The organism is Caulobacter sp. KR2-114 (assembly GCF_049446115.1).
Taxonomy (GTDB): Bacteria; Pseudomonadota; Alphaproteobacteria; order Caulobacterales; family Caulobacteraceae; genus Acaudatibacter.
In genome coordinates, this window is record NZ_JBMSEC010000003.1 from 356,072 (window position 1) to 382,302 (window position 26,231).

Consider the following 26,231-nt stretch of genomic DNA (forward strand, 5'->3'; position numbering starts at 1 on the left):
CGCCGCCCTCCTCCGCACGAAGGGCGCCCTTCTAGCGACGCTGTGCGGGCGGGACAAGCGCTTGACGACAACCTATCAACAACCTATCAAAGTAACTATCAAATCCAGGGAGACGCGCCATGCTGCCGCCCGAACGGCTGGCCCAGATCGTCCAGCCCTACGCCACCGTCTCCGACCGGATCCGCGCGCTCGACGCCGCCGGCGTGGCCCGCGCCGACATCGCGCGCTTCCTCGGCAAGCGCTACCAGCACGTGCGCAACGTGCTGGAGGGAGACCAGCAGAAGGGCGGCTATGTCCTCGGCCACGCCGATCTCAGCGGCGTACAGCAAGGCGTGGAGGAGGGCGGCGCGGCGTTCGACGGGCCGATGAACGACCCCCGCTTCATCGAGGCGCGTGGCGGCGGCGCCTACCGGCTGGTGGTGCGTCCGGACGGGTCGGTGGTGCTGCCACGCGAGGTGCGCGACGCCTTCAACACCGATCGCGACAAGATCGTGCTCGGCTTCCTGGAAGGCGACGAGTTCAAGCTGATCAGCGCCGACACCGCGATGCGCCAGGTTCAGGAAATGGTCCGCCGCTATATCCCTGAGGGCACCATGGCGTCGGAGTCGCTGATCGCCGACCGTCGCCGGGAGGCGGAGGCCGAGGAAGCCGATGACGACTGAAGTCGTCCTCGACGCCTCCGCCATCCTGGCCAACATTCTTCGGGAGCCGGGGGCCGAGGTGGTGCGGGAGGCGGCTTCCCAGGCGGTGGTGTCTGCCGTCAATCTCGCGGAGGTGGTCGTCAAGCTGATCGATCTGGGCATGGACGAACGCGAGGCAGAGTTTACCACGTTCCGGACCCCCTACCGGGTGGCGTCGGCCGACCGAAGTCAGGCGATATCGGTCGCTCGCATGTATCCACGCATCCGCCGCCTTGGTGTTTCGCTCGGTGACCGCTTCTGCCTGGCCCTGGCTCAGGAGACCGGCCGCCCCATTCTCACCGCCGATCGCAAGTGGAAGGATCTGGAAGGCGTGCTCGGCGTCGAGGTCATCCTGATCCGTTGACCCGCCGGCCCGGCTGGTCCAGTCGTGCGCCATGACCGCGGCCGCCCACTCGCCCCATTCGGGTATCTCCAGCATCGACGCCGCAGAGGTGGCCCGCTTCTCGGCCATCGCCGCCGAGTGGTGGGACCCGAAGGGCAAGTTCGCCCCGCTGCACACTTTCAACCCGGCGCGGTTGGCCTTCATCCGCGACGAGGCGGTGGCGCACTTCGGCCGGGACGCACGGGCGCGGCGGCCGTTCGAGGGCCTCAGGCTGCTGGACATCGGCTGCGGCGGCGGCCTGCTGTGCGAGCCGATGGCGCGCCTGGGCTTCGCGGTCACCGGGGTCGACGCCTCGGCGGAGAACATCGGCGTGGCCGGCGCCCACGCGGCGCAGATGGGCCTGGCCATCGACTACCGCGCCTCCACCGCCGAGGCGCTGCTGGCGGCCGGCGAGCGGTTCGACGTGGTGCTGAACATGGAGGTGATCGAGCACGTCGCCGATCCCGGGGCCTTCCTGCGCGACTGCGCCGGCCTGATCGCGCCCGGCGGACTGATGATCGTCGCCACGCTGAACCGCACGCTGAAGGCGCTGGGGCTGGCCAAGATCGCCGCCGAATACCTGCTGCGCTGGGTGCCCGCCGGCACGCACGACTGGAAGAAGTTCCTCACGCCCGACCAGCTGCGCGGGTTCCTGGCGGGCGAGCCCTATCGCGTCGAGGGCCCGTTCGGCCTGGCGCTCGACCCGCTGACCGGCCGCTGGGGCCGCTCGGCCGACGCCGACATCAACTACATGATGACCGTCACGCCGCAGGCCTGAGCCACGGGCGCGCTCAATGCCGGGTCGCCTCGCGCGCCTGCGCCCGCACGTCAGAGGGCCGGGCGCCGAAAACCTGGCGGAACCGCCGGTTGAAGTACGACAGGTCGCCGAAGCCGACGTCATAGGCGATCTGCGCGATGCTCATGCCGGCCGCCGCCGGGCTGGCCAGCAGGTCGTGCGCGCGTTGCAGACGCTGGCCGGCCAGGTAGTTGGAGAAGCTGTCGCCCTCGCCCTCGAACAGGCGGCGGACGTAGCGCGGGGAGACGCCCACCGCCTCGGCGACCCTTTCGGCGTTCAGATCCTCGCGCCCGAGGTTGGCGGCGATCAGCGCCTTCACCGCGGTCAGCCGCGCCGCCCGCAGGCCGCCGGAGGCGGCCTCGATCGCCGCCTCGCGCTCGACGCCGATGATCAGGGCCACGAGGTCGGCGATGTGCTTGACCACCAGTTCGCTGGCGCCCGGCGACATGGCGATGTCGTCGTCCTCATACAGATAGGCGACGTAGTGGATCAGCATCCTGAGCGGGTCCACGGTGCGGTGGATCAGCCGACCGGTCATCGCCTCGACGTCCGGCGCGTGCTGGGCGATGGCCGCCCGCGGCATGCGCACGCACAGCTGCCGTCCGCGGCCGGGGCGGGCGATGTCGCCCAGTTCGGCACAGCTGACCAGCGCCCCCTCCCCCTCGCTGAGCGCCAGGTCACCCGCCGGCCGCAGCAGGGTGAAGGGACCGCCCAGGTTGACCAGCAGGGCCAGGTCGTCGTTGTCGGCCGAGACGACGGCGCGGGTGCGCCGGCTGATGGTCGGTCCCGTCTCGCCGAGCCCCAGGCGGAAGCCGTGCTGCGCCCGCATCATCACCCTGGCGGTGAACGGCTCGTGGGTCAGAGGATCGATCGCCACCCGAAGCAGTTTTCGCGTCAACACCTCGCGCCACATCTCGAACCGGTCCGGGCGGTCGAGGCGGTCAGTGGAAAAGCGGAGCAGTCGGAAATCCGGCGGCGCATCGTCGATCAAGGCGCACCCCCAACACGCGCACCGGGTAGAACATCGTTACGCGACTACCTCGCTTCCGCGGGCGAGCGCAAGCCTGCCCGCAGGTCCGCATAGTCCGAAGGCCGGTTCCGCCGACTCCAAGAGCGGCCGGGCCCGCAGCTCTAGGGTCCCCGGCCATGTCCGCAAGCCCGCGGACGATCAGCTTTGTGGGGAGCGATCCTGTGTCTCAACCATCCAACCGCCGCCGCCTGCGGCGGGGCGCAGCCCTGCGCCGCCTCTTTCTGACCACCTCCGGCCTGGCCGTCCTGGCCATGGCGCAACCGGCCGTCGCGCTGGACGTCGGCAACGGCGCGGGCGGGGGCGCCGACCACGTCGCGATCAGCGATGCCGGGGGCTCTCCCGCCACGGCGAACGGCGACGCGGCCATTGCCATCGGCCTTGGGACGGCGGCCGACGGCCAGAGTGCGACCGCCGTCGGGCCCGACGTGGTCGCCAGCGCGAAGGACGCCACCGCGGTGGGCGTTCGCGCGACCGCCAACAATGTGTCGGCCGCGGCGTTCGGCGACAGCGCCACCGCCAGCGGCGACTCATCCACGGCGCTCGGCTACGAGGCGTCGGCCACGAACAGCTACGCCACCGCCGTGGGCTTCGGCTCGCATGCGGATGGCTATGCCTCCGGCGCATTCGGTCACGGTACGGCGAAGGGCGACAACAGCCTCGCCCTTGGCGAAGCGACGGCTGAGGCGCAGGAAAGCATCGCCATGGGCACGCTCGCGGACGCCGGCGGAGGCGCCAGCGTGGCCATCGGCTTCCGAAGCACGGCGGCGGGCGTCTCCGGCGTCGCCATCGGTCCCAACAGCAGCGCCGCCGGCAACAACACGCTGGCGATGGGCCAGACCGCCAAGGCCATGCTGCAGAACGACCTGGCCTTCGGCACGGCCGCCGGCGCCTCCGGCGGTGACAGTATGGCCCTGGGCCATGGCGCGCAGGCCAGCGGCGCCTTCGGCCTGGCCGAGGGCAGCAACGCCGTGGCCTCCGACAGCGGCGCCATCGCCATCGGCGGCGGCGCCGCCGTGGGCGCGCAGGCAAGCAGCGCCAACGCCGTCGCGATCGGCGTGAGCACGCAGGCCAGCGGCGCAGCCGGCGTCGCCATCGGCTTCAACGCCCGGGCCCAGGCGAGCAGCGCCGTGGCCCTTGGCGAGGGGGCGGTCGCCGACCAGCTCGGCGCCGCAGCCGTAGGCCCGCTGGCGCAGGCGAGCGGCCTGGCGGCGACGGCGCTGGGCGGCGGCGCCCACGCGTCGGGAAGCGAATCCACCGCCGTCGGCCTGGGGGCCAAGGCGTCGGGCGACAACACGGCGGCGCTTGGCGCGGACAGCAGCGCTTCGGGGCTCGGCGCGGTGGCCCTCGGCGCCGGCGACGGCGCGACGGTTCATGGCGCCAGCGCCGCTGGCGATCACGCCGTGGCCATCGGCCAAGGCTCGATCGCCGCCCTGGCGGACGCCACCACGGTGGGCGACCAGAGCCAGGTGACCGCCATTCAAGGCTCCGCCTTCGGCAACGGCGCCGTCGTCAGCGCCGATGGCGGATCTGCGTTCGGCTTCGGGGCGGAGGCCTCCGGGATCGCCGGCACGGCCTTGGGGATCACCGCCCAGGCCGACGGCTATGTCAGCGTCGCCGTGGGCTCCCAGGCCGACGGCGCGGGGAAGGCGGCCGTGGCGATGGGCTTCGACGCCTATGCGCAGGGCGACTATTCGGACGCGATCGGCGCTTCGTCCCAGGCCCGCGGTACGGGCAGCATCGCCATCGGCTCCGGCGACGGCATGGCGATCACGGGCGCGACCACCAACGGCGACTTCACCACGGCGGTCGGCAGCGAAAGCCTCGTCAGCGTCACCCAGGGTTCGGCGTTCGGGGCGGGGGCGACGGTCACCGGGGCGGGCGGCTCGGCGTTCGGCTATGGGGCGGAGGCCTCCGGCGTGGGCGCCACGGCGCTGGGCGTGACGGCCATGGCGGACGGCTTCGTCAGCGTGGCGATCGGCTCCCAGGCCTCAGCGGGCGGCAAGGCGGCGATCGCCCAGGGGTTCGGCGCCGTCGCCCAGGGTGACTACGGCGCCGGCATCGGCGCCTCCAGCTCGGCGGCGGGGGTGAACAGCGTGGCTATCGGCGGCGGCGATGGGGTCGTGATCCATGGCGCGACCGCGGCGGGCGCCGCGGCGGTCGCCCTGGGCGCGAACAGCCAGGCGGCCGGAGACAACGCCACCGCGCTCGGCGCCGGCGCCGACGCCAGCAAGGCGGGCGCGGTCGCTGTGGGCCAGAACGCGGCCGCCACCGGGACCAACGCCATCGCCATCGGCCATGGCGCCAGCGCGACCGGTTCCGTCGCCGTGGGCCTCAACGCCGTCGCGGCCAACGGCGCCGCCGCCTACGGCGACAACGCGACCGCCACGGGGGCACTGGCCACGGCCGTCGGCCCCGGCGCCTCCGCGACCGGCGCGAACGCGGTGGCCATCGGTTCGGGCTCGGTGGCGACCACGGCCAACACCGTGTCGTTTGGAGCGCCGGGGGCGGAGCGCAAGCTGACCAATATCGCCGCCGGCAGCATCGCCGCGGGCAGCACCGAGGCGGTGACGGGCGACCAGTTGTATCAGACCAACCAGGCGCTGGCGGCCGCGCAGGGCACGGCCAACACGGCCCTGGCCAATGCGGCGACGGCTCAGACCACCGCCAACACCGCCCTCAGCAACGCGGCGAGCGCCCAGACCACGGCCAACACCGCGCTGGCCAACGCCGCCACGGCCCAGACCACGGCGAACACGGCGCTGGGCGACGCGGCCGCGGCCCAGGCCACGGCCAATACCGCCCTCGCCAGCGCCGGCGGCGCCCAGACCACGGCCAACACCGCCCTCGCCAACGCCGCCGCGGCCCAGACGGCGGCGAACGCCGCCCAGGGAACGGCCGATACGGCGCTGGCCAACGCCGGCGCCGCCCAGACTACCGCCAATACCGCGGTGGCCAACGCCGCCACGGCCCAGACCACGGCGAACACGGCCCTCGGCAATGCCGCGACGGCGCAGGGCACGGCCAACACCGCCCTCGCCCTCGGCCAGAATTCCGTGCAGTACGATGCCAGCGGCAAGACCGGCGTCACCCTGAACCCCGGCGGCGCGGCGGCGACGATCCACAACGTGGCGGCGGGCGTGGCCAGCACCGATGCGGCCGACGTCGGCCAGGTGCAGGCGGCGCAGGCCGCGGCGGTCAGCCAGGCCAAGAGCTATACCGACGCCCAGGTGTCGGCGCTGAACGGGGTGGTGCAGCACGACCGGCAGCGGGCCGACGCGGCGGTGGCCGCGGCCCTGGCCAGTGGCTACATCCCCCAGCCGGTCAAGCCGGGCAAGGGTCTGGTCGGCTTCGGCATAGGCGTGTGGGGCGACCAGGTGGGCTTCGCCGCCGGCCTCTCCAAGCGCTTCGACGACGACCGCACCACGGTGAAGGCCGGGTTCAACGTCACCAGCCACGGCCAGGCCGGCGGCGGGGTGGGCGTGGGCTTCGAGTTCTGAGGCGGCGATGCGCAAGGTCATCCTCGCCGCCCTGCTGCTGCCGGCCGCGCTCGCGGCCCCGGCGGCCTTCGCCCAGCCCGCGCCGGCGAGACCCGCCGGCCCGGCGCCGGCCGCCCGCCCGTCCTCGGCGTGGAGCCAGTACCCGCGCCTGCAGCTGGAGCGGACCTTCGCCGGCCCGCTGCAGGACACCGTCATCCAGCGCTGGCGCGATCCGGAAAGCGGCGTCGTCTGCTACCTGTACCTGCCCATCACCGCCCAGCACTCCGCGCCGCTGGCCAACGGCTTCGTGCAGTACGGGCCCAACGCCATCGGCTCGATCAGCTGTGCGGTTGAGGGGACGCGGCCGCCGGGGCGCTAGCCGGCCCCGGGCTAGTTGACCTCGGTCTTCTTCGGCGGTTCCGGCGGCAGGGCGGCCACCGGGACCCCGTCCTCCACCAGCGCCTTGACCTCGGACGGCGAGGCCTCGCCATAGATGCCGCGCTCCTCGGACTTGCCCTCGTGGATGGCGCGCGCCTCGCGGGCGAAGCTGTCGCCGACGTAGTCGAAGTTCTCCTCCACGTGGCGACGGATCTGGCCGATGGCCTGCATCATCATCGCCCGGGTGGCGGCCGGGCCGGGCTCCTGGGCGGTCTTCTGCGCCTTCGTGCCGGCCACGGCCGGGGCCATGATCTGCTTGGAGACGGCGTGGCTGGAGCACACCGGGCACTCCAGCAGCCCCCGCGCCGCCTGGTCGTCGAAGTCGCTCGAGGCGCCGAACCAGCCCTCGAACGCGTGCCCGCCATCGCAGGCCAAGGCGTACTTGATCATGGACCGGCGAACGCCCGCTCGTTCTTCAGCGCCGGGATGGCCTGGCGGGCCTTCGCCACCTCACCCAGGTCGAGATCAGCCATCAGCACCGCCGGCGCCTCGCCCTCGGCGCGCGCCAGCACCTCGCCCCACGGCGCGATGGCCAGGGAGTTGCCGTAGGTCGCCCGGCCGTCCTCGTGCAAGCCGCCCTGGGCGGCCGCCAGGACGAAGGCGCCGGTCTCGATCGCCCGCGCGCGCAGCAGCACCTCCCAGTGCGCCGCGCCGGTGGGGCGGGTGAACGCCGCCGGCACGGTGATGATCTGTGCGCCGGCGTGCGCCAGGGCGTTGTGCAGCTTGGGGAAGCGCACGTCGTAGCAGATCGTCAGGCCCAGCCTGCCGCCCGCCGCCTCGGCGACGACGGCCCGCTTGCCGGGCGTATAACTCTCGGACTCGCGGATGCGATCGCCGGTCGGCAGGTCGACGTCGAACATGTGCAGCTTGTCGTAGGTGGCGGTGATCGCCCCTTGCGGCGAGATCAGCACCGAGCGGTTGGCGCACAGGCCGTCCGGCCGGCGCACCAGGGCCGAACCGATCAGGATCCAGACATCGAGCTCCGCGGCGAGGGCGACGAGGCCCTGGACGCAGGGATCGTCCTCCAGGCTGGTCAGCTTGTCGAACAGCCTGGCGCGGTCGCGCTGCAGGATGTTGGTGCCCTCGGGCGTCACCACCAGTTCGGCGCCCCGGGCGACGGCGTCGCGCACCATCGGCTCGACCTGCGCCAGCGCCGCGGCCTGGTCGGCCGGGGTGCGCATCTGGATCAGCGCGACGCGCATCAGGCGGCGAGCAGCGGGTCGAGCTTGCCCTGCCGCTCCAGGGCCATCATGTCGTCGCAGCCGCCGATGTGCTGGCCGTTGATGAAGATCTGCGGGAAGGTGTTGCGCCCCGAACGGTCGACCATCTCCTGGCGCTTGGCGGGATCGAAGCCGGCCTCGATCTCGTTGAACGCCACGCCCTTCTCGTTGAGCAGGGAGACGGCGCGGGCGCAGTAGCCGCAGAACGGACGGGTGTAGATGGTGACTTCAGCCATGACGGTCTCGTGACGGATCGTGACCCCGTCATATAAGCGCGCGCCGCGACGGCCAACAGGGTGAACCCGTTTTGCCGCACCGCCGGCGCGGATGCGGTCTCAGACGGCGATCCTGGGCGTGGTCTGGGGCACGCGGGCGACCACCGCCACGTCCACCTGGGCGGCGCCGGCCGCCTTTAGCGCCCGCGCGCAGCCTTCCGCCGTGGCCCCGGTGGTCAGCACGTCGTCCACCAGCACCAGCCGCTGGCCGGCGATGCGCCGCCGCCAGGCGGGCGAGACTACGAAGGCGGCGGCCACGTTGCGCCGGCGCGCGTCGCCGGACCGGCCGGCCTGGCTGGCGGTCGCCCGGCGGCGCACCAGCGCGTCCGGCCAATAGGCCAGCCCCGCCAGGCGCGCCATCGGCCGGGCGATCTCCGCGGCCTGGTTGTAGCGCCGCCGCAGCAGCCGCCAGCGATGCAGCGGCACGGGCAGCACGGCGTCCGCCTCGGCCAGCACCTCGGCCGCCCCCCGCGCCACCCAGCGCGCCAGGAGGCCGGTCAGGTCGGTGCGGTCGGCGTGCTTCAGCTTCAGGATCAGGTCGCGCGAGTGCTCGTCGTACAGGCAGGCCGCGCGGGCGCGGTCGAAAGCGGGCCGCCGCCCGAGGCAGGCCGCGCACAGCGCGCCGGGCCCGCGCTGGTAGTCGAAGGGCGCGCCGCAGGCGTCGCAGACCGGGTCGGCGATGAAGGTGATGCGGCTCCAGGCGGCGGCGCTGAGGCCGGGGCTGGTCACCGGCCGCAGCTCGGTTCCCTCGTCCAGCGCCCGGGGCGGCAGGGCGATGTCGAGCAGGCCGCGCAGGGCGGCGCCCACCCGCGGTCCCGGCCTGAACACTCTCGGCGCGTCCGCCACCCGCCTCTCCGTCAAGGGCTGCATCCGACCGGCGCAGCTTGGCACGGACCGGGCGGTTGCAGTAGGCCTTCGGCGTGAGCGCCCCGCCCCGCCTGTTCGACCGCGATCTGCACCGCCGCCGCCTGGCGCGGGCCGCCCGCGGCTATGCCGGCGCCGACTTCCTCAAGCGCCGGGCGGCCGAGGACATCGTCGACCGCCTGGGCGCGATCCAGCGACAGTTCCCTCTGGCCGCGGATCTGGGCGCCCGCAGCGGCGTGTTCGCCCGGGCGCTGGCCGGGCAGCCCGATGTCGCCGGCAAGATAGACACCCTGATCGAGACCGATCTCGCCCCGGCGATGCTGGCGGGCCGCGCCGGCCTGCGGCTGGTCCTGGACGAGGAGCGCCTGCCGTTCGCCGAGGCCTCGCTGGACCTGGCGGTGTCGTCCCTGGCCCTGCACTGGGCGAACGATCTGGTGGGAACGCTGATCCAGGTCCGCCGGACGCTGAAGCCGGACGGCCTGTTCATCGGCGCGATCCTGGGCGGCGCCACCCTCACCGAGCTGCGCCAGGTGCTGCTGCAGGCGGAATCGGAGCTGGCGCCCGGCGTCGGCCCGCGCGTCTCGCCCTTCGCCGACGCCTACGACGGCGCCGCCCTGCTGCAGCGAGCCGGCTTTGCCCTGCCGGTGTCGGACGTCGACCGGGTGACGGTGCGCTACGCCCACCCGCTGCGGCTGCTGGCGGACCTGCGGGCGATGGGCGAGACCAACGTGCTGGTGGAGCGCCCGCGCGGGCCGTTGACCCGGGCGATCCTTGGCCGGGCGGTCGAACTCTACGTCCAGCGCTTCGCCGAAGCCGACGGCCGCGTCCCGGCGACCTTCGAGATCATCACCCTGACCGGCTGGGCGCCGCATCCCGACCAGCAGCAGCCGCTGAAGCCCGGGTCAGCGAAGATGCGGCTGGCCGACGCCCTGGGCGTCGTGGAGCACAAGGCGAAGCGCTAGGCGACGGCGCGGCCCCGGGGCCTAGCGCACGTTGCCCACGGCGGTGCTGATCTTGCCGTACATGGCGGTGGTGTTGCCGGCGAACAGGCTGATCGCCGTGACCACGGCCAGGAAGATGCACGAGATGATCAGGCCGTACTCGATGGCGGTGGCGCCCGATTCGTCGGCCCAGAACCGCTTCAGATGAGATCGCACAGCCACGCCACCAGCGGGGCGTCGGCTGGCGGCATCGGATAGTCGGAAAGTCTGGTCGGCTTTACCCATGCGATCGCCTCGTGTTCGCGCGCGGTGACAACGCCCTCCCAGCGCCGGCACAGGAACAATGGCATGATCAGGGAAAATGAATCGTAAGCGTGACTGGCGAAAACAAAGGGCGCGAGGCAGTTTTTCGCGACTTTTATGCCCAGTTCTTCGTCCAATTCACGGATAAGACATGACTCTAAGGTTTCCCCCTCCTCAACCTTACCGCCTGGAAACTCCCACATGCCTTCCAGGTGTTTACCCTTCGGGCGCTTGCAGATCAGCACCCGGCCGTCGGTGTCGATCAGGGCCGCGGCGGCCACCAGGACGGTCTTCATCGGCGAACGGAGCCTCTCCAGCGATCAGGGAACAGGTGCGGCAAATACAGCGCGACTATCGCCCGTCATAGCGCCAAGGCTTGACTTTCAAGGCTTGGCAGACGATGTGAGCGGCGTGCTTCGCTTGCCGGAGCCGGACTGGCGCTCCAGCCGCGTGGGGTCTGCGTAAACTGCGGACCGAGCCTGTTGAGCCCGTCGACTGTCGATAGATCGCCCGGACACGCGGGGCGCTCCCCATAAAGACCGCCACCACGGCGCCCGAGAAGCGGGCCCTGCCGTATGCGTGGCGACCATTCCGGGATTTCCATCCAATATGACGACCTTCCAAGACTTCGGCCTTGCGCCGCCGCTGGCGCGTGCGCTGACCGAAAAGGGCTACACCACCCCCACCCCGATCCAGGCTCAGGCCATCCCCACGGTAATGACCGGCCGCGACCTGCTGGGCATCGCCCAGACCGGCACCGGCAAGACCGCCGCCTTCGCCCTGCCGATCCTGCACCGCCTGGCGCAGGACCGGAAGCCCGCGCCCAAGCGCGGCTGCCGCGCCCTGATCCTCTCCCCCACCCGTGAGCTCGCCACCCAGATCGCCGACAGCTTCAAGGCTTACGGCAAGCACATGGGCATGTCGGTCGCGGTGATTTTCGGCGGCGTGAAGTACGGCGCCCAGATCAAGGCCCTGACCGGCGGCATCGACATCCTGGTGGCCACCCCCGGCCGCCTGATCGACCACCTGCAGGAGAAGCACGCCTCCCTGCGCGAGGTCGAGGTGTTCGTGCTCGACGAGGCCGACCAGATGCTGGACCTCGGCTTCCTGCAGCCGATCCGCAAGATCGTCGCCGGCCTGCCGAAGGAGCGCCAGAACCTGTTCTTCTCCGCCACCATGCCGGCCGAGATCGGCAAGCTGGCCGGCGAACTGCTGAAGAACCCCGCCCAGGTGTCGGTCACCCCGGCGGCCACGACGGTCGAGCGCATCGACCAGCGCGTGCTGTTCGTCGAGACCGACCGCAAGCGCCAGCTGCTGGCCGAGCTGTTCGCCGACGGCGACATGAAGCGCACCCTGGTGTTCACCCGCACCAAGCGCGGCGCCGACCGGGTGGCCAAGTACCTCGAGGGCGCCGGCGTCGGCGCCGCCTCGATCCACGGCGACAAGACCCAGGGCCAGCGCGAGCGCGCCCTGGCGGCGTTCAAGGCCGGCCAGGTGTCGGCCCTGGTGGCCACCGACATCGCCGCGCGCGGCATCGACATCGAGTCGGTGACCCACGTGGTCAACTTCGAGCTGCCCAACGTGCCGGACGCCTATGTGCACCGCATCGGCCGTACGGCGCGCAAGGGCCGCGACGGCATCGCCATCAGCCTGGTGGCCGATGACGAGCGCGGGCTGCTGAAGGACATCCAGAAGACCACCCGCCAGACCATTCCGTCGTTCGACCGACGCAACGACCGGGCCCTCGGCCAGGTCGCCGCCGTCGAGCGGAAGCTGGAAGGCGAGCGCAAGCCCGAGCGTCCGGCCCAGGCCAAGGCCCCGGTGGCCGACGCCCGCGACCTGCCGCCCGCCCTGCGCAAGCGCCGCAATCGCCGTCGCGGCGGCGGTCAGGGCCAGGGTCAGGGTCAGAGCGGCCAGGCCCCGCAACGCGCCCAGGGCCAGGGTGGTCAGGGCGGACAAGGCCAGGGCAGCGGCCGCAACCGCCGCAGCGGCGGCAAGCCCGCCGGCGCCGGCGCGGCGACCTGGTCGCCGCTGGACTGATCACCCAGGAGCGGCGGGACCGCCTTCCCATCGTACTCTGGATCGTCACCCTCGGGCGTTAGTCCCGAGGGTCCATGATCACATGAGAACGATTGGCGCGCTTCGAAGGGCGCGCCACAACGGGGCGGCAGCGGCATCCGGCAACGCTCCGCTGCCGCTCGCGACTGCCACTCACGCGTTCATGGATCCCCGGGACTGACGCCCGGGGATGACGAACAGGGCGATTGAGCGCCCGTCCCCTTTCACGCCTCGGCCTTCGAGCGCTCCACGGCGCGCAGGATGCCCGCCACCACGGTCTCGTGCACGCCGGCCGGCAGGTCGTGGCCCATGCCCGGGATCAGCACCAGCTCCGCCCCCGGCGTCGCCGCAGCGGTGTCATGGCCGCCTTCCACCGGCACCAGCGGATCGGCCTCGCCGTGGATCACCACGGTCGGGGCGGTCACGCGGGCGAGCTTCGCCCTCCGGTCCGGCGAGGCGGTGATCGCCGCATAGTGGCGCTGGAACCCCACCGGATAGAAGCTGCGCTCGAAGGTGCGCCTGGCGTTGGCCCGCACCACGGCCGGATCGGCCGGATGCGCCGGCGAGCCCATCACCTTGTTCGAGGCCACGGCGTTGTCGAGGAAGCCCTCCAGGTCCTCGCGCGGGTCGGGGCCGCGGTTGTTGAGGAAGGCGATCGCCTCGGGCTTGGCGCGGGGCAGGTCGGGATTGCCGGTGGTGGACATGATCGAGGTCAGCGACAGGGTCCGGTCGGGGTGATTGGCCGCCACCAGCTGGGCGATCATGCCGCCCATCGACGCCCCGACAATGTGCGCCCGCTCGACGCCCAGCGCCGACAGCAGTCCGGCGGCGTCGTCGGCCATGTCGTCCAGGGTATAGGCCACGCGCGGCGCATGCCCCTCGCGCAGCGAGGCGACGATCGCCGCCAGGTCGGGCGCGCCGGCGGCGTCGAGCTTCTCGGACAGGCCCACGTCGCGGTTGTCGAAGGCGATCACACGATAGCCCTGGTCGGTCAGCCGGGCGATCAGCTCCGGCGGCCAGGTGGTCATCTGCGCCCCCAGGCCCATGATCAGCAGGATCGGCTCGGCGTCGTCCGGCCCGTGGCTTTCGTAGTAGAGTTCCAGGCCGTTGGCCTTGACGTGCGGCATCACCGTCTCCCTTGGCGCAGGCCTGTTTTCCATGCGGCCTTCGGATCGACTATGAGACGGCGGAACGCGGCCGGGCAAGCGTCGCAGGAGGCCGGATGAGCGAATCCGCGGGCAGGCTGGAGCACGACGGGGTCGAGATCGCCTGGCGGCGCCAGGACGGCGCCGGCCCGGCGGTGGTCTGGCTGGGCGGCTTCCACTCCGAGATGACCGCCACCAAGGCCTCGGCCCTGGCCGACTGGGCCGCGGCGGGCGGGCGCGGCTACCTGCGCTTCGACTACCTGGGCCACGGCGCCTCCGGCGGCCGCTTCGAGGACGGGACCATCACCCGCTGGCGCGGCGACGCCCTGGCGGTGATCGACCGCCTGACCGAAGGGCCGCTGGTGCTGGTCGGCTCGTCGATGGGCGGCTGGATCGCCCTGCTGGCGGCCATGGTCCGGCCCGAGCGCGTGAAGGCGCTGGTGCTGGTCGCGCCGGCCGCCGACTTCACCAGCCGCCTGCTGGGCCCCGGCCTGCCGCCCGAGGCGCACGAGGCGATCGCCCGCGACGGCCGCTGGACCCGACCTTCGGCCTACGACCCCGACGGCTATCCGATCACCCGCGCCCTGCTGGAGGACGGCGCCCGCTGGTCGATCCTGGACTCCGAGATTCCCATCACAGCGCCGGTGCGCATCCTGCAGGGCGGCGCCGACCCCGACGTGCCCTGGCCCCACGCCCTGGAACTGGCCAACGCCCTGAAGGGCCCCGACGTGATCTTCACCCTGATCCGCGACGGCGACCACCGCCTGTCCCGGCCGCAGGACATCGCGCGGCTGATCGCAGCGGTGGAGGAGGTGGCGGAGGGGGCTTCCGCTGTGAGTGCTAGACAGTCCCCCCGCCCCGCGAGAACGGCCGGCTCCAGCCCTCGGCGATCGGGTCGCCGCCGTCACGCTCCTTGATCGCCTGCTTGAAGCCGGCGTCCTCGGCGCGCTGCTTGAACCAGACGCCCTCCGGCGAGTGGCGGGTGACGCCGTCGAACAGGGTGGCGGTCATCTGGGTGGAGGCCAGGCCCATGTTCTCGTAGGCCTGGTTGATCATCAGCTTCTGCATCATCAGCTGGTTGCGCGGCACGCCCGCCATGCGGGCGGCCAGTTCGGCGACCCGGGCGTCCAGCCGGGCGCGCGGCACGCTCTCCAGCACCAGGCCCATCTCCGCCGCCTCCGGGCCGTAGATCAGGTCGCCGGTGAACAGCATCCGCTTGGCCTTCTCGGCCCCCAGCCGGTAGATCCACATCGCGGTGGTCGGGCAGCCCCAGACGCGGGCCGGCGGGTAGCCGATGCGGGCCTCGTCGGCCATCACCACCAGGTCGCAGCACAGGGCGATGTCGCTGCCGCCGGCCACCGCCGGGCCGTTCACCTTGGCGATGGTCGGCTTGTACGAGCGCCACAGGCTCATGAAGTCCTGGGTGTTGCGGTACATGCCGTAGAAATCCGCCATCGGGTCCCACGGCAGGTCGGCGGGCGCATTGCCCTCGGCCGCCGGGCCGGCTCCGCCCTGGCGGCCGCCCAGCTGCGAGCCCGGGCGCGCGCCCGGCGTCTGGGCGTACTCGACCAGGTCGTAGCCTCCGCAGAACCCCTCCCCGGCGCCGGTCAGCACGATCACGTGCACGCCGTCGTCGGCGTTGGCCTGGCTCACGGCGGCGGCGATCTCGCGCGGCATGGCGCCGTCGATGGCGTTCATCCGGTGAGGCCGGTTGAGGGTGATCGTGGCCACCCGGCCGTCCACGGCGTAGGCGATCGAGCGGTAGTCCATGGCGTCGTCCCCTCGGAACCTAGAATCCCTGCCGGATGCGCGACAGCTGGCTGCGCATCTGCTTCAGGCGCTTGTCGATCTCGGCCATGGTCCGGTTCAGCGCGCCCTCGTCGTCGCGCCAGACCTGCACCACGCGCGCCCAGACGGCGGTCATGGCCAGCAGCCGCGGCGGGGTCGCGTCGATGCCCGCCGCCTCAAGGATCGCCCGGGCGGTGCGCGGCAGATGCGGCAGCAGCATCACCGGGGTGTCGGCCTGGACCATGGCGGTGAGCGCCGCGCGGTGCGGCTCCATCGCCTCGATCCGCGCCATCGCCGCATCGAACAGCCGGTCGTGCAGGTCGTCTGAAGGCGTTGCCGCGGTCTCCAGCGCCGCGCGGTCGAAGCGGTCGGAGATGCGCTGCGCCAGGCGCCACTTGCTGGCGGCGCGGGCGTAGAGCTCGGGCAGCGGCGTTCCCGCCCGCTCGGCGATGTCGCGCAGGGAGACCTCGCGCCACGGCCGCTCCGCCGCCAGCGCCAGGGCTGCGTCCGCCGCCCGGTCGAGGATGTCGTCGTTGTCGGTCATCATCTTGATCCTCAGAAGGCGTCGTCGCCGAGATCGGCGCGTCGCCGCTCGGCCATGGCCAGCAGGGCGCCGCCGAGACCCGCCGCGACCACGGAGGCGGCGATCACCGCCAGGCGCACCTGGGTGCGGGCCAGGGGGTCGTCGCCGAACGCCAGGAAGCCGACGAACAGGCTCATGGTGAAGCCGATGCCGCTGAGAAAGCCCACGCCGAGCAGCTCCAGCCAGGTCACCCCGGTCGGCCGTCGGCCGATGCGCAGCACCGCGGCCAGCAGCGAGAAGCCGAACACGCCCAGCGGCTTGCCGAGCAGCAGGCCGAGGCCCACCCCCAGCGGGGCCGGGGCCAGCAGCTGGTCGGGCGAATGGCCGCGGAAGGCGAAGCCGGCCGAGGTGAAGGCGAACAGCGGCAGCACCGCGTAGGCGACGTAGGGGTGCATGCTGTCCATGAAGTAGGTCAGCATGCTGTCCTGGCCAGGGCGGCGGGCGCCGATCGGCACGGTCAGGCCGCAGGCGACGCCGGCGAGGGCCGTGGAGACGCCGCTGTCGATCGTGAAGGCCCACACCACCACGAAGCCGGCCGCGTAGAACAGGAACGGCGCGCGCCGCCACCAGCCCATCACCGCCAGCAGCCCGAGCGCCAGCCCTGCCCCGGCCAGGGCCTTCCAGTGCACGTCGCCGGCGAACAGGGCGCCGTTGACCACCACCGCCACCAGGGTGTCGGCCAGGGAGACGGTCAGCAGGAAGATGCGCAGCGGCGGCGGCAGGCGCGGCGCGGCCACGCTCAGCACGGCCATGGCCACGCCCATGTCGGTGGCCATCGGCGTCGCCCAGCCGCCGGCCGTGCGCGGCACGCCGAGATTCAGCGCCAGGAAAGTCAGCGCCGGAACCAGCAGCCCGCCCAGCGCCGCCGCCAGCGGCAGGGCCAGGCGGCGCGGGCTGGACAGCTCGCCGCGCAGCACCTCGAACTTGGCCTGCATGCCCAGCACCAGGAAGAACACCGGCATCAGGGCGTCGCTGACCCAGTGGCCCACGGACTTGGTCAGGGCGAAGCTGCCGACGCGCACCGGGATCTCGGCTTGGATGAAGCCGAAATAGCGGGGCGCGAACGGGGAATTGGCCCAGATCACCGCCAGCAGCGCGGCCGCCGCCAGCAGCAGGCCGGAGCCCGAAGCGGTCCTCACGAAGTCCAGGGTCAGACGGCGCGCCATGCCCTGCCGGTAGCACGCGCGCGGCCGTCGCGCCGCCCCAAAAGTCGGCCTATAAGGTCGGACATGGCGATGACGGCCGACGCGGCGGACAGACACATCCTGGTGGTCGATGACGACGACCGCATCCGCGACCTCTTGAAGGAATACCTGGCCCGCTCCGGCTTCCGCGTGGCCGCGGCGCAGGACGCCGCCATGGCTCGACGGTTCCTGGAGACCCTGGATTTCGACCTGCTGGTGGTGGACGTGATGATGCCCGGCGAGGACGGCCTGGCCTTCACCCGCTGGCTGCGCGGGCGGCCCGGCGCCTCCGGCCTGACGCCGGTGCTGATCCTGACCGCTCGCGGCCACCCGGACGACCGCATCGAGGGCCTGCGTCAGGGGGCCGACGACTATCTGCCCAAGCCCTTTGAGCCGGAGGAGCTGCTGCTGCGCATCGAGGCGATCCTGCGCCGGGCGGTCGCGCCGGTGGGCCGGCCGCTGAGCCTGGGCGTCTGCGCCTTCGATCCCGGCCGCGGCGAGCTCTATCGCGGCGATGCGCCGGTGCGGCTGACCGAGGCCGAGACCCAGCTGCTGCGCCAGCTGGCGCGGGCGCACGGCGCGGCCGTCGACCGGCTGGAGCTGGCGCGCGAAAGCGCCGATCCCACCGGCCGGGCCGTGGACATCCAGGTCACCCGCCTGCGCCGCAAGATCGAGGCCGATCCCAAGAACCCCCGCTACCTGCAGACGGTGCGCGGCGTCGGCTACCGCCTGGCGCCGGACTGATGCGCCTGACGCCCTGGCCCCGCTGGTTCTGGCGCATGCTCAAGCGGCGCGCGCCGGCGACGCTGTTCGCCCGCAGCCTGATGATCATCGTGCTGCCGGTGGCGATCATGCAGATCGGCGTCACCTGGGCCTTCTTCGACGCCCACTGGCAGACGGTGAACAGCCGCCTGACCGAGGGGCTGGCGGGCGACGTGGCCATGGCGGTGCGCGCCTACGACGACGACCCGACCCCGGCCGGCCTCGCCCGGCTCTCCGGACGCTTCCAGCAGAGCGCCGACCTGTCGATCGCCTTCCAGGACGGCGCCGAGCTGCCGGGAGGCAAGCGGCCGAGCCTGTTCGTCGCCGTCGATCGATCGTTGCAGAAGGCGCTGGCCGAGCGGCTGGACGCCCCCTTCTGGTTCGACGCCGAGCGCTTCCCGCACTACGTCGATGTGCGGGTGAAGGTGAAGGGCGGAACGCTGCGGATCATCGCGCCCAAGGACCGGGTGTTCGCCACCCAGGGGCATATCTTCATCCTGTGGCTGACCGTGGCCACGGTGCTGCTGACCAGCGTCTCGATCCTGTTCATCCGCAACCAGGTGCGCTCCATCGAGCGGCTCGCCGACGCCGCGGAGGCGTTCGGCAAGGGCGCCGACTCCTCGTTCCGCCCGCACGGCGCGCGGGAGGTGCGCCGCGCCGCCCAGGCGTTCATCGCCATGAAGCTGCGCATCCAGCGCTATGTCGACCAGCGCACCGCCCTGCTGGCCTCGGTCAGTCACGACCTGCGCACGCCGCTCACGCGGCTGAAGCTGGAGCTGGCCCTGGCCACGCCCACCAAGCGCACCGCGGCGATGAAGGCCGACCTGGCCGAGATGGAGCACATGATCGACGAGTATCTCGCCTTCGCCCGCGGCGAGGGCGGCGAGCACGTCGAGAGCATCGACCTGAAGCGGTTGATCCTGGAGGTCTCAGAGGGCGCGATCCGCGCCGGCGCCCAGGTGCGGGTGGCGGCCCAGTCCGGCCTGACCGCGAGCGTCCGCCCCAACGCCCTGAAGCGCGCCCTGGTCAACCTGGTGATGAACGCCGCCGTGCATGGCGAGCACGTGGAGGTCGCCGCCCACGCCACCCCGTCCGGCGGGGTCGAGATCCTGGTGGACGACGACGGCCCCGGCATCCCGCCGGACCGCTTCGAGGAGGCCTTTACCCCGTTCGGCCGGCTGGACGAGGCGCGCAACCAGAACGCCAAGGGCGTCGGCCTGGGCCTGGCCATCGCCCGCGACGTCGCCCGCGGCCACGGCGGCGAAGTCACCCTCGGCCAGTCCCCGCTGGGCGGCCTTCGCGCGGTGGTGCGGCTGCCGGGGTAGTTCCGTCGCCGGCCTTGCGCCCCCTCCGTCAGCCCGCTTCGCGGTCTGCCACCTCCCCCGCTTCGCTGCGCTACGCAGGGGAGGAGAAGGTCAGGCGCGGTTCCTCCTCCCATGCGGAGCCGAAGGCGCAGCGGGGGAGGTGGCGCTCAGCCCGAAAGGGCTGAGCGACGGAGGGGGCGCATGGCCACGACGAGACGGCTGACTGCCTACGCCATCGCCCGGGCGAACCAGCCGGCGCCCAGCAGCCCCGGCTCCTCGTCCGCCGCCGCCAGGCGGACGCCCTCGTTCCAGTCCTGGCCGGTGCGCCAGGCGTAGGTCTCCGCCGCGGCGGCGACCTGGGCGCGGAAGGGCTCGCCCGCGGCCACGGCGAAGCCGCCGGTGAGGAAGAACACCTCCAGTCCGGCCGCCAGTCCCAGGGCGGCGATGGCCGCGCCCAGGTGCTCGGCGGACTCGGCGAGGCTGGCGGCGGCCCAGGCGTCGCCGGCGTGGAAGGCCGTGACCAGGTCCTCCGGCGTCAGGGCCCTCGCATCCCCCCGGCAGGGACCGGCCAGGGCGCTGGCCAGGAAGCCGTCCGGGTCGTGCGCGGCGCGCCATTGCGCCAGGCGCAGGGCGCCGCGGCCCGACGACAGCCCCGACAGGTGCCCCTTGCCGCCGCAGTCGCAGGCCGTCGGCGGGGCGCCCGGCACCCGCCAGTGGCCGATCTCGCCGCCGAAGCCCAGCCGGCCCAGCAGCGGGCGGCCATCGATGAACAGCTTGCCGCCGACGCCGGAGCCCAGGGTCAGCACCCCGAAATCCGGGTGGCCGCGACTGACATAGAGGTGACCCGCCGCGGTGAGGTCGTTGCACACCGACACCGGGGCGCCCGGCCAGAGCCGACGCGCCAGGGCCGCGAAGTCGACGCCGCCCTCGTAGGAAGGCCCGACCAGCGACGGCAGCCGCTCGACCATCCCGTCGTGCACCGGACCCGGCACCGCCATGGACACCGCCTCGGGGGCCGCGCCCTGCATCACCTGCGCAGCCAGGTCGGAGACCGCGCGCTCCAGGCGGGGCATGAAGTCGCCCGCGCCGCGCACGGTGTCGCTGCGCAGGCGCGCGATCGCCTGCAGCCGCCCGTCGACCCAGGCGCCGGCGCGCAGGTGGGTGCCGCCGAGATCGAAAACCAGAATGCTCACGAAACCGTCCGCACCGCCCCGAAACAGCGCCTCTTAGCCGCCCGGCGGCGCCGAGCGCTAGAGCCGCTCGCGGATCCAGCCGGCCATCAGGTCGGCGACCGCCGCCCGCCGGTCGGGCGCATCCTCGAAATAGTGCGCGCCGGGGACCAGCTTCAGCGTCTTGTCCGCGGCTGCGACGGCCTCGAACACCGCCTGGGCGTCGGACGGAAACACCCCCGTGTCGGCCAGGCTCTGCACCACCAGGGCCGGCAGCTGCAGCTTGGCCAGCTGCTCGGCGCCGCGGCACGCGGACGCCTCCAGGCTCCACATCGACAGCCAGGTCTTCAGGGTGTTGCTGCGCCCCAGCCCCACCGGCTGGCGGTTGGCCCGGGCAGGCGGGCCGGCGTAGCAGGCCGGGCACGGCCGCTCGGACGGATCGATGGCCGGGTCCATGAACCGCAGGTCCGCCCAGGTGCGGAACAGGGGAAAGATGCGGTCGGGAACGCCCGCCGCGTTCAGCCGGGCGAGCTCGGCGCGGGCCCAGGCGCTGATCCGGTGATTGCGCGCCACCTGGGCGGCGCGGTAGCGGGCGATGAAGTCCGGCGCGTAGGGCGGCCCGTTGCGCGGGTCGAAGGCGTCCAGGGCCGGGTCCGTGGCCAGGGGGTCCGTCTCGTCGGTGACCGACGGATCGAGCCACGCGGTCAGCACCTCGGGCCGGCCGGGATGGGCGTTCAGCGAGATGTAGAGATCGCCGCCGGGCAGCGCGTCGTCGCCCAGACTCGCCGCCTGGTAGGCCGCCATCAGCGAGCCGCCGCCGGAATTGCCGAGCAGCACGACCGTGCGCGCGCCGGCGACCTCGCGCAGCCAGCGCACGCCGGCGCCGATGTCGGCCAGGGCCTGGTCCAGCATGAACAGGTCCTCGGCCCCGCGGTAGCGCGTGTTCCAGCCCAGGAACCCGAAGCCGCGCTCGGCGAAATAGGGGGCGATGTAATGCTCGGCGAAGTCGACGTTGTAGTGGCTGGCGATCACCGCCACCGCCGGGCGCGGCTGATCGCCGGTCCAGTAGAGGCCCTGGCAGGGGTGGCCGCCCGCGCCCGCGCGCGGCGCCCCGCGCGAGGTGAGGCCGACGAAGCGGGGGTCGCCCATGCGAAAGCTCCCGGCGCGGGGTCGCGCCGGGAGCGATAGGATCAAGCCGTCATCCGGGGCGCAAGGCGCCCGCGGAAGCGATCTAGGCGACCTGTTCGGCCGGAACCGGCGCGGGGTGGCGCCAGGCCGCGCCCTGGCCCTTGGCGGCGGCCAGCTGGGCGGCGGCGAATTCCCAGTTCGGCAGGGCGTCGAACCAGGCCTCCAGGAAGCCCTTCCGGTTGTTCTGATGGTCCAGGTAATAGGCGTGTTCCCACAGGTCGCAGACCAAGAGCGGGGTCACGTCGGCCTGGGTGACCAGGTCCTCTGCGTCGTGCGTCGACTTGATCGACAGCGCGCCGCCCTTTTCGGCCAGCAGCCACACCCAGCCGGAACCGAAGTGGCCGACGCCCTCGGCGACGAACGCGGTCTTCAGCTGCTCGACGCCGCCGAAGGCCTGGGTGATGGCGTCCGAAAGATCGCCGGTGGGCGCCGCCATGCGCGGGGTCATGCAGGTCCAGAAGAAGGTGTGGTTCCAGATCTGGGCGGCGTTGTTGAACACCTTCTTCTCGCCGCCACGCGCGGACTCGATGATCACCTCTTCCAGCGAGGACGGGCTCTTGCCGGCCTTCTGCAGCAGATCGTTGAGCGTGTTGACGTAGGTCGCGTGGTGCTTGTCGTGGTGGAAGTGCAGGGTCTTGTCCGACAGGGTCGGCTGCAGGGCGTCGTAGGCGTAGGGGAGGTCGGGCAGCTTGAACATGGGGCACTCCTAAGGGGTCGGCAGGGGAACCCTCTAGGAGGGGCCTGGGTTGCCGACTTGGACGAAAAGGTCGCGATGCGTTCGAGACGGCCGCTAGGCGCCGAACCGTTCCTCGACCGCGGCGATGACATGGCCCGGTCCCTTGGTCACCACAAGCTGCGCCAGCGCCCTGGCGCGAGAAATATGCTCGCGCAGGTTCGGCAGGTTGATGCCTGCCCACACCATGCCCGCGAAGGCGCGCGCGCCCGCCTCGTCCATGTTTCGAAAGCGGGCGTAGAAGCTGGCCGGGTCGTGCTCGGCCGCGCGCCACAGGCCGATGAAGCGGTCGGCGAACCAGGTCTCCAGCAGGGCCTCTTCGGCCTGCAGATAGATCAGCACGTCCACGGGCGGCGGGTCGATCTGCAGCGACAGGCCTTCGACGATCAGTACGTCGGGGCTGTCCACGGTGCGGGCCAGGGCGGGGTCGATGTCGTAGGTGACGTGCGAATAGGCCGGAAACACCGCCGGGCCGGCGCGCACCGCCGCCAGCGCGCCCCGCAGCGCCTCGACGTCGTAGCTCTCGGGGAAACCCTTGCGGTTGGTCAGTCCGGCGGCATCGAGTTCCGCATTGGGCCGCAGGAAGCCGTCGGTGCAGACCAGCTCCACCCGCGGACGCTCGGGCCAGGCCGCGACGGCCTGCTGCAGCGAGGCGGCGAAGGTGCTCTTGCCGGAGGCGACGCTGCCGGTCAGGCCCACCACCAGCGGACCCGCCGCCGGCCGGCGGTCGCGCAGCCGGCCGGCCACCGCGGTCAGTCGCGGATCGCTCGCCACAGCCAGGGCGCTCACGCCACCTTCGCGATCAGTTCGATCACCACGCCGTTGGGATCGCGGAAGAAGATCTGGTCGTTGCGGCCGTCCGGCGAGCGCGTCTCGCGGAAGGTCACGGCGTTGGCCTTGAGCCGCTCACGCGCGACGGCGATGTCGGCCACCTCGAACGAGGCGTGGTCCAGCGCCCCCTGGCCGACCGGCGCGTCCGTGGCCCGGTTCTTCGACGACCCGGGCGTCTGCAGGTGGATCAGCGGCCGTTCGCCGGCATAGAGCCAGGCGCCGTGGAAGTCGAAGTCTGGCCGGTAGCCGGCCTTCAGACCCAGCACCCGCTCGAAGAAGGCGGCGGTCTCCTCGACCTGGTCGGTGAGGATGTTGACGTGGTTGAGGTCGATGATCATCGCCGCCGCGGCTCCCGATTCGTATCTTTCAGCCCCATAGCGCCCGCACAGGCCCATGGCGAGGCGCTGCGCCTCTTCGCAATTCACACTTGGTTTGCCATATAAGGGGACATGCAATCCCAGAACCCCTTTCTCGACGAGATGGCCAAGCTCACCCAGGCCGCCGTGGGCCTCGCCCAGGCGGCGGGCGAAGAGGCCAAGACCGCCTTCCGCGCCCAGTCCGACCGCTGGGCCGCCGACCTCGACCTGATCCGCCGCGAGGAATTCGAGGTGCTGAAGGCGGAGGTTGCGACACTGCGCGCAGAGATCGCCGCGCTGAAATCCTCTAAGGACGGGTGAAGTCGGGGTCCGTGGGGGGCGCTGACCCCCTCGTCGGACCCGGACCGGGCGAGCGCTGCTCGCCCGAGACAAGAAGCCCCTTACGGAGGGGGCGAAGCAGACTAGGGTGAACGTCCGTTAGCGATTCACCGGCGTGCGGCCAGGGCCGATCAATGGGCCGCCATCGAAGCTGAAGGACGCGAAGAGTCTCATGGACATACCCCGCCCGGAAGAAGACGACGTGCTGGTGGCCATGGATCCGCTCGAAGTTGTCGAGCGCGTTCTGGCTGCGGAGAACCTGACCTTCGACCGCACCGAAGACGGTGACCTGGCCTTCGCCCTCACCGGCGACTGGAAGGACTACGAGCTGTGGTTCGCCTGGCGGCCGGACGCCGACTGCCTGCAGCTGTGCTGCTCGGTGGATCTGCGCGCCGGCAAGGCGCGCCGGGCCGCGGCGTTCGAACTGATCAACCTGATCAACCAGCGTGTCTGGCTGGGGCACTTCGAGATCTGGGCCGACGACGGCGAGGTCGTGTTCCGCCACTCCCTGGCCCTGCCCGAGGGCGAGCGCCCGACGATGGCGCAGACCGCCTCGATGATCGACGCGGCGATGGAGGCGGCCGACCGCTTCTACCCGGCGTTCGACTTCCTGATCGCCGGCGGCCGGTCCCCCGAGGACGCCATGGCCGCCTGCATGTTCGAGACCGTCGGCCGGGCCTGAGCCAAACTTGCGTCTGTCATCCCGAAATCCGCTTGGCGGATATCCGGGACCGCGGCAGACGCCGACGTCAGCCGCAACGACATTTCCGCGCTTCCGGCGGTCCGGATAAGCCGCTTGCGCGGCTTTCCGGGATGACAGGCCGGGAGGGCGGGTCTCGCCCCCTTCCCTCCGCGACCCCGGCGGCGTATCGCCGGGCGCATGACACCGATCCTTCTCCTCGGCGCTGGCCGCATGGGCGGCGCCCTGATCTCCGGCTGGACCAAGGCGGGCGCGTTCACGCCCTCCGACCTGATCATCGTCGATCCCGCCGCGCCGCCCGAGGCGCGCGCCGCCGGCGCCGCGGGCGCCCAGCTCAACCCGCCCGACAAGGTGCTGGCCCAGGCGCAGACCGTGCTGCTGGCGGTCAAGCCGCAGATGTGGAAGGCGGCGGCCGAGGCCTATGCGCCGCTGCTCGCGCCCGACGCGGTGGTCGTGTCGATCGCCGCCGGCGTCGGCGCCGGGCCGATCGGCGAGGCGTTCGGCGGCCGGCCGGTGGCGCGGGTGATGCCGACCACGGGCGCCGCCATCGGCATGGGCACCGCCAGCATCTACGCCGCCAGCGAGGTCGCCCGCGCCCGGGCGCACAGCCTGTTCGCGCCGGTGGGCATGGTGGTCGACCTCGACGACGAGGCGCTGATGCACGCGGCGACCGCCGTCTCCGGATCGTCCCCCGCCTATCTCTACGCCTTCATCGAAGCGCTGGAAGCCGCCGGCGCCCGCGCTGGGCTGGCCCCGGACGCCGCCCGCGCGCTGGCGCGCTCGACGATCACCGGCGCCGCGGCCCTGCTGGCCCAGAGCGGCGAGGATCCGGCGGAACTGCGTCGGCAGGTCACCTCGCCGGGCGGCACCACCCAGGCGGCGCTGGACGTGCTGATGGGCGAGGCCGGCTTCGGCCCCCTGCTCGACCGCGCGGTGGCCGCCGCCGTGGCGCGATCGAAGGAACTTGGCGGCTAACGCGCCGAGGGCGTTTCGCCCAGGCACTCGTCCAGCACGCGGTCGGCGAACCCGAAGCCGCCGTCGCGCGGCGCCGCCACCACCGGCAGGTCCTTCGCCAGCCGGGCCACGCTCTCGACCGTTTCGGCGAACGGGGCGTCGCCCGTGGCGCTCTCGCTGACCACCACCACGCGGATGTCGACGCCGTGCGCCCGCGCCGCCGCCAGGGCGGTCAGGGTGTGACTGATCGCGCCGAGGTAGGAGCCGCCGACCATCACCGACGGCGCGGCCAGGGCGGCCATCAGGTCCAGGCCGGTGTGATCATGGGTGACCGGCGACATCAGCCCCCCGACCCCCTCGACGATCATCAGCTCGGCGGTGGTGTCGAACAGCCGCCGGCGGCAGGCGCGCACGGCGTCATGAAAATCCAGGCTGGCGCCTTCCAGGCTGGCGGCCATCGGCGGCGACAGCGGCGCGCGGTAGCGCCAGGGCGACAGCGCCGCCAGGGTGTCGGCGGTGCGCCGCCAGCCCAGCGCCTCGATCAGCCGGCCCGGATCGCTGGCGTCCCAGTCGTCGTCGTCGAAGCCGCTGACCACGGGCTTGAGCGCATCCACCGACAGGCCACGCTTGCGCGCCGCGCGGATCAGGGCGCAGGCGACATAGGTCTTGCCCACGTCGGTGTGGGCGCCGGCGACGAACAGGGCAGGCATCATGCGAACTCCTTGGCGGCGC

The 26,231-nt window shown here is 72.4% G+C and carries 30 protein-coding genes; 13 read left to right on the forward strand and 17 right to left on the reverse strand.

Translation table 11 applies throughout. From position 1 onward, the window contains the following. Positions 1-119 precede the first annotated feature (119 nt). From ACO2Q3_RS14005 to ubiG, 3 genes are read left to right on the forward strand one after another with little or no spacing between them, the layout of a single operon-like run. On the forward strand, positions 120-662 hold the full coding sequence (locus tag ACO2Q3_RS14005) for an AbrB/MazE/SpoVT family DNA-binding domain-containing protein (RefSeq protein ID WP_423307475.1): 543 nt from the start codon (positions 120-122) through the stop codon (positions 660-662). Next, on the forward strand, positions 652-1,044 hold the full coding sequence (locus tag ACO2Q3_RS14010) for a type II toxin-antitoxin system VapC family toxin (protein ID WP_423307477.1): 393 nt from the start codon (positions 652-654) through the stop codon (positions 1,042-1,044). The genes ACO2Q3_RS14005 and ACO2Q3_RS14010 overlap by 11 nt, the downstream gene beginning before the upstream one ends. 31 nt (positions 1,045-1,075) lie before the next feature. Continuing rightward, the gene (gene ubiG, locus ACO2Q3_RS14015) at positions 1,076-1,840 is read left to right on the forward strand and encodes a bifunctional 2-polyprenyl-6-hydroxyphenol methylase/3-demethylubiquinol 3-O-methyltransferase UbiG (protein ID WP_423307479.1); all 765 of its coding nucleotides are present in this window, start codon (positions 1,076-1,078) and stop codon (positions 1,838-1,840) included. Positions 1,841-1,853: 13 nt separating this feature from the next. Here the strand turns inward: ubiG and ACO2Q3_RS14020 are convergent, their stop codons facing one another. Beyond that, positions 1,854-2,849 (reverse strand): helix-turn-helix domain-containing protein, encoded by a 996-nt coding sequence (locus tag ACO2Q3_RS14020; protein WP_423307481.1) that lies wholly within the window; start codon positions 2,847-2,849, stop codon positions 1,854-1,856. A gap of 200 nt (positions 2,850-3,049) precedes the next feature. On the opposite strand from ACO2Q3_RS14020, the gene ACO2Q3_RS14025 reads away from it, so the two are divergent. Beyond that, entirely contained in the window at positions 3,050-6,385 is a 3,336-nt protein-coding gene (locus ACO2Q3_RS14025; RefSeq protein ID WP_423307483.1) for a YadA-like family protein, read from the forward strand. Positions 6,386-6,392: 7 nt separating this feature from the next. Continuing rightward, positions 6,393-6,743, forward strand: coding sequence for a hypothetical protein (locus ACO2Q3_RS14030; protein WP_423307485.1), 351 nt, complete (start codon positions 6,393-6,395; stop codon positions 6,741-6,743). An 11-nt stretch (positions 6,744-6,754) separates the two neighbouring features. Here the strand turns inward: ACO2Q3_RS14030 and ACO2Q3_RS14035 are convergent, their stop codons facing one another. The 4 genes from ACO2Q3_RS14035 to ACO2Q3_RS14050 all read right to left on the reverse strand — a co-directional run bounded on the left by ACO2Q3_RS14035 (position 6,755) and on the right by ACO2Q3_RS14050 (position 9,143). Next, complete coding sequence (locus tag ACO2Q3_RS14035; protein WP_423307487.1) at positions 6,755-7,192, reverse strand: DUF1178 family protein; 438 nt, start codon at positions 7,190-7,192, stop codon at positions 6,755-6,757. Continuing rightward, positions 7,189-8,004, reverse strand: coding sequence for a carbon-nitrogen hydrolase family protein (locus ACO2Q3_RS14040; RefSeq protein ID WP_423307489.1), 816 nt, complete (start codon positions 8,002-8,004; stop codon positions 7,189-7,191). Before ACO2Q3_RS14040 ends, ACO2Q3_RS14035 begins: the two co-directional genes overlap by 4 nt. Next, on the reverse strand, positions 8,004-8,258 hold the full coding sequence (gene grxC, locus ACO2Q3_RS14045; protein WP_423307491.1) for a glutaredoxin 3: 255 nt from the start codon (positions 8,256-8,258) through the stop codon (positions 8,004-8,006). The genes ACO2Q3_RS14040 and grxC overlap by 1 nt, the downstream gene beginning before the upstream one ends. 99 nt (positions 8,259-8,357) lie before the next feature. Then, positions 8,358-9,143, reverse strand: coding sequence for a ComF family protein (locus tag ACO2Q3_RS14050; RefSeq protein WP_423307493.1), 786 nt, complete (start codon positions 9,141-9,143; stop codon positions 8,358-8,360). A gap of 74 nt (positions 9,144-9,217) precedes the next feature. On the opposite strand from ACO2Q3_RS14050, the gene ACO2Q3_RS14055 reads away from it, so the two are divergent. Next, entirely contained in the window at positions 9,218-10,123 is a 906-nt protein-coding gene (locus ACO2Q3_RS14055) for a methyltransferase domain-containing protein (protein ID WP_423307495.1), read from the forward strand. A gap of 21 nt (positions 10,124-10,144) precedes the next feature. Here the strand turns inward: ACO2Q3_RS14055 and ACO2Q3_RS14060 are convergent, their stop codons facing one another. Together ACO2Q3_RS14060 and ACO2Q3_RS14065 are read right to left on the reverse strand one after the other, a co-directional pair. After that, on the reverse strand, positions 10,145-10,318 hold the full coding sequence (locus tag ACO2Q3_RS14060) for a Flp family type IVb pilin (RefSeq protein WP_423307497.1): 174 nt from the start codon (positions 10,316-10,318) through the stop codon (positions 10,145-10,147). Further along, the gene (locus ACO2Q3_RS14065) at positions 10,303-10,701 is read right to left on the reverse strand and encodes a (deoxy)nucleoside triphosphate pyrophosphohydrolase (protein ID WP_423307499.1); all 399 of its coding nucleotides are present in this window, start codon (positions 10,699-10,701) and stop codon (positions 10,303-10,305) included. Before ACO2Q3_RS14065 ends, ACO2Q3_RS14060 begins: the two co-directional genes overlap by 16 nt. Before the next feature lie 313 nt (positions 10,702-11,014). Between ACO2Q3_RS14065 and ACO2Q3_RS14070 the strand changes: the two genes are divergently transcribed. Then, positions 11,015-12,445, forward strand: a complete 1,431-nt coding sequence (locus tag ACO2Q3_RS14070; RefSeq protein WP_423307501.1) for a DEAD/DEAH box helicase — start codon at positions 11,015-11,017, stop codon at positions 12,443-12,445. Positions 12,446-12,687: 242 nt separating this feature from the next. Here ACO2Q3_RS14070 and ACO2Q3_RS14075 read toward each other — a convergent pair whose 3' ends face one another. After that, on the reverse strand, positions 12,688-13,590 hold the full coding sequence (locus tag ACO2Q3_RS14075; protein WP_423307503.1) for an alpha/beta fold hydrolase: 903 nt from the start codon (positions 13,588-13,590) through the stop codon (positions 12,688-12,690). Positions 13,591-13,685: 95 nt separating this feature from the next. On the opposite strand from ACO2Q3_RS14075, the gene ACO2Q3_RS14080 reads away from it, so the two are divergent. Further along, on the forward strand, positions 13,686-14,525 hold the full coding sequence (locus tag ACO2Q3_RS14080; protein WP_423307505.1) for an alpha/beta fold hydrolase: 840 nt from the start codon (positions 13,686-13,688) through the stop codon (positions 14,523-14,525). Here the strand turns inward: ACO2Q3_RS14080 and ACO2Q3_RS14085 are convergent. Genes ACO2Q3_RS14085 through nhaA form a run of 3 tightly spaced genes read right to left on the reverse strand, consistent with a single transcriptional unit; the run spans position 14,449 to position 17,145 of the window. After that, entirely contained in the window at positions 14,449-15,378 is a 930-nt protein-coding gene (locus ACO2Q3_RS14085) for a crotonase/enoyl-CoA hydratase family protein (protein WP_423307507.1), read from the reverse strand. The genes ACO2Q3_RS14080 and ACO2Q3_RS14085 overlap by 77 nt on opposite strands. A gap of 19 nt (positions 15,379-15,397) precedes the next feature. Then, positions 15,398-15,940 carry a TetR family transcriptional regulator gene (locus ACO2Q3_RS14090; RefSeq protein ID WP_423307509.1) on the reverse strand — a complete coding sequence of 181 codons (543 nt, stop codon included), beginning with the start codon at positions 15,938-15,940 and terminating at the stop codon, positions 15,398-15,400. 11 nt (positions 15,941-15,951) lie between these two features. Beyond that, entirely contained in the window at positions 15,952-17,145 is a 1,194-nt protein-coding gene (gene nhaA / locus ACO2Q3_RS14095) for a Na+/H+ antiporter NhaA (protein WP_423307511.1), read from the reverse strand. Positions 17,146-17,214: 69 nt separating this feature from the next. Here nhaA and ACO2Q3_RS14100 point away from each other — a divergent pair, with 69 nt between their 5' ends. Further along, positions 17,215-17,907, forward strand: coding sequence for a response regulator (locus ACO2Q3_RS14100; protein ID WP_423308005.1), 693 nt, complete (start codon positions 17,215-17,217; stop codon positions 17,905-17,907). Further along, positions 17,907-19,250, forward strand: a complete 1,344-nt coding sequence (locus ACO2Q3_RS14105; RefSeq protein ID WP_423307513.1) for an ATP-binding protein — start codon at positions 17,907-17,909, stop codon at positions 19,248-19,250. The genes ACO2Q3_RS14100 and ACO2Q3_RS14105 overlap by 1 nt, the downstream gene beginning before the upstream one ends. A 206-nt stretch (positions 19,251-19,456) precedes the next feature. Here ACO2Q3_RS14105 and ACO2Q3_RS14110 read toward each other — a convergent pair whose 3' ends face one another. From ACO2Q3_RS14110 to ACO2Q3_RS14130, 5 genes are all read right to left on the reverse strand, one after another. Further along, positions 19,457-20,422 carry an ROK family protein gene (locus ACO2Q3_RS14110; RefSeq protein ID WP_423307515.1) on the reverse strand — a complete coding sequence of 322 codons (966 nt, stop codon included), beginning with the start codon at positions 20,420-20,422 and terminating at the stop codon, positions 19,457-19,459. 57 nt (positions 20,423-20,479) lie between these two features. After that, positions 20,480-21,547: an alpha/beta hydrolase gene (locus ACO2Q3_RS14115; RefSeq protein WP_423307517.1), complete on the reverse strand. Its 1,068-nt coding sequence runs from the start codon at positions 21,545-21,547 to the stop codon at positions 20,480-20,482. 82 nt (positions 21,548-21,629) lie between these two features. Next, positions 21,630-22,283 carry a superoxide dismutase gene (locus ACO2Q3_RS14120; protein ID WP_423307519.1) on the reverse strand — a complete coding sequence of 218 codons (654 nt, stop codon included), beginning with the start codon at positions 22,281-22,283 and terminating at the stop codon, positions 21,630-21,632. 93 nt (positions 22,284-22,376) lie between these two features. Next, complete coding sequence (locus ACO2Q3_RS14125; protein ID WP_423307521.1) at positions 22,377-23,108, reverse strand: type I pantothenate kinase; 732 nt, start codon at positions 23,106-23,108, stop codon at positions 22,377-22,379. After that, positions 23,105-23,488 carry a VOC family protein gene (locus tag ACO2Q3_RS14130; RefSeq protein ID WP_423307523.1) on the reverse strand — a complete coding sequence of 128 codons (384 nt, stop codon included), beginning with the start codon at positions 23,486-23,488 and terminating at the stop codon, positions 23,105-23,107. The genes ACO2Q3_RS14125 and ACO2Q3_RS14130 overlap by 4 nt, the downstream gene beginning before the upstream one ends. A gap of 111 nt (positions 23,489-23,599) precedes the next feature. Here ACO2Q3_RS14130 and ACO2Q3_RS14135 point away from each other — a divergent pair, with 111 nt between their 5' ends. The 3 genes from ACO2Q3_RS14135 to proC all read left to right on the forward strand — a co-directional run bounded on the left by ACO2Q3_RS14135 (position 23,600) and on the right by proC (position 25,520). Then, complete coding sequence (locus ACO2Q3_RS14135; protein ID WP_423307525.1) at positions 23,600-23,827, forward strand: accessory factor UbiK family protein; 228 nt, start codon at positions 23,600-23,602, stop codon at positions 23,825-23,827. A 190-nt stretch (positions 23,828-24,017) separates the two neighbouring features. Then, positions 24,018-24,527, forward strand: coding sequence for a YbjN domain-containing protein (locus ACO2Q3_RS14140; RefSeq protein WP_423307527.1), 510 nt, complete (start codon positions 24,018-24,020; stop codon positions 24,525-24,527). Positions 24,528-24,725: 198 nt separating this feature from the next. After that, a complete protein-coding gene (gene proC, locus ACO2Q3_RS14145; RefSeq protein ID WP_423307529.1) occupies positions 24,726-25,520 on the forward strand; it encodes a pyrroline-5-carboxylate reductase in 795 nt (264 codons plus the stop codon). Here proC and bioD read toward each other — a convergent pair. Continuing rightward, entirely contained in the window at positions 25,517-26,209 is a 693-nt protein-coding gene (gene bioD / locus ACO2Q3_RS14150) for a dethiobiotin synthase (RefSeq protein ID WP_423308007.1), read from the reverse strand. The two genes, proC and bioD, sit on opposite strands and share 4 nt — an antisense overlap. Positions 26,210-26,231: the final 22 nt, after the last annotated feature.